Below are 2,208 nucleotides of genomic sequence, written 5' to 3'. Positions count from 1 at the left end.
CGGGTCTCCCCGTCATAATGATTAAAGTTTTTCAGTTAATATTTTTCTTGCATGTTCCAGAGCCTCAGGAACCTTATTTCCGTCTTTTCCTCCGGCTTGTGCAAAATCAGGTCTTCCTCCGCCGTTTCCTCCGGCTATTTTTGCTATCTCTTTTACAAGATCTCCTGCTTTTACCTTAGACATCAGGTCTTTTGTCACTCCCACAGCAAAGACAGCTTTTTCATTGTCTGTTCCAAGGGCGATTACACAGCTTCCTAGTTTATCCTTAGCCTTATCCACTATCTCCCTCAGAGAATCTGCTTCCTTGCCTTTAAAGGATTTTATAAGGACCTTGACTCCGTTTATCTCCTCTATGTTTTCAAAGAGTGAGTTTGCTTCATAAGAAGCCAGCTTAGACTTCAAAGCTTCCAGTTCTTTGGAAGTTTCTCTGAATGCCTCTATAGTTTTTTCTACTTTTTCTTCCAGATTTTTCGGGTCAGTTTTCAGAGCATCAGATACAGCCAGTATCAGCCTTTCCATTTTATTTACAGTCTTATAGCTCGCCACCCCTGTTGTAGCCTCTATTCTTCTGGTTCCTGCTGCTACACCTGTTTCAGTTAGGATATTAAAGAGACCTATCTCTCCCGTTCTGTCTACGTGTATACCGCCACAAAGTTCAGAAGAATATCCAGGTACATTTACCACTCTTACCAGGTCTCCGTATTTATCTCCGAAGAGAGCTGTCGAACCTGTTTCTTTAGCCTCATCCAGGGTCATGTGCTGTACCTTGAGAGATGTATTTCTAAATATCTCTCTGTTTACTATTTTTTCCACTTCTTCCAGCTGATCTCTGGTTACAGCTTCATAATGATTAAAATCAAATCTCAGTCTGTCTGCATCTACAAGGGAACCTGCCTGTTGTACATGGTTTCCGAGTACATCTTTCAGAGCCTTATGAAGAAGATGGGTCGCAGTATGATTTCTCATGATGTCTCTTCTTCTCTCGTCGTCTACTGTGAGAGTTATCTCCAGACCTTTTTTTAGTTTGTCCATTCCCTCTTCCACTACTACAGAGTGCATATATATCTCTTTTTGCTTTTGTACGTCTACTATCTTACCCTTTACCCCTTCAGCAGTTATCATCCCGTGATCAGATGCCTGTCCTCCGGATTCTGCATAAAAAGGAGTTTTGTCCGTTATGAGCAATACTTTATTATCATCTAGATTTCCCACATGATAGATTACACCCTTGCTTTGAAGTTTTTCATATCCCTCAAAAATAGTCTTTCCGTATTTGTCGTAGAACTCCTCTACAAAGCTGTCCTGACCTTTTTCCATTACTACTTCTCTTGCAGAACGAGCCCTCATTTTCTGCTCTTCCATTTTTTCTTTAAATTCATCAAAAGAAACTTCTATATCTTTTTCCTCACAGATCTCTTCTGTAAGTTCATAAGGGAACCCGTAAGTATCGTAGAGTTTAAATGTCACTTCTCCAGAAAGCTTGTTTTCTCCGGATTTCTTTGCATTTTCTATCTCGTCATTTACCATCTGCATTCCCTGTCCAAGGGTATGAGAAAACTTGTCCTCTTCGATTTTGATTATTTTCTTTATGTGCTCCATATTTTCAGAGATTTCAGGATAAGCTCCGCTCATTATCTCTACCACTTTATCCACCAGTTTATACAGGAAGTTTTCAGTTGTTCCCAAAAGTCTTCCATGTCTTACAGCTCTTCTCAATACTCTTCTCAGGACATAGCCTCTGCCTTCGTTAGAAGGAAGTACTCCGTCATTTATAAGGAAAGTAATCCCTCTCACATGATCTGCGATTACCTTCAGAGAAAAGTCAGTCTTTTCAGTTTTACCGTATTCAGAAGAAGTCAGTCTTCCAGCTTCTTGGATAATAGGAAATATTATATCTGTTTCATAGTTGTTTTCTTTTTTCTGGACTACCGAGGCTATCCTCTCGAGACCGGCTCCTGTATCTATATTTTTCTTTGGTAGTGGCTCTAGGGTACCGTCTTCATTTCTGTTCCACTCAGTGAATACCAGGTTCCATATTTCAAGGAATCTGTCATCTGCTTCAGGGTCTCCGGGTTTTGAGTTTTCATCGCCACCATATTCGATACCCATGTCCACATAGATTTCCGAGCAAGGACCACATGAACCCGTAGGCCCTGCAGACCACCAGTTGTCAGCTTCTCCCAGCCTTACTATTCTATCTTTTGAAAT

Annotated in this window: 1 protein-coding gene; it reads right to left on the bottom strand. The window is 40.8% G+C overall.

The features are described from left to right. Positions 1-21: 21 nt before the first annotated feature. Positions 22-2,208: alanine--tRNA ligase (gene alaS, locus ABZA26_RS13305; protein WP_372714988.1), on the bottom strand; the 2,187-nt coding region annotated here is incomplete at its 5' end.

Source organism: Ilyobacter sp. (assembly GCF_041583315.1).
Classification (GTDB): Bacteria; Fusobacteriota; Fusobacteriia; order Fusobacteriales; family Fusobacteriaceae; genus Ilyobacter.
Note: the sequence above shows the minus strand (reverse complement) of the source record. Positions and strands in the feature narration are given on the sequence as shown.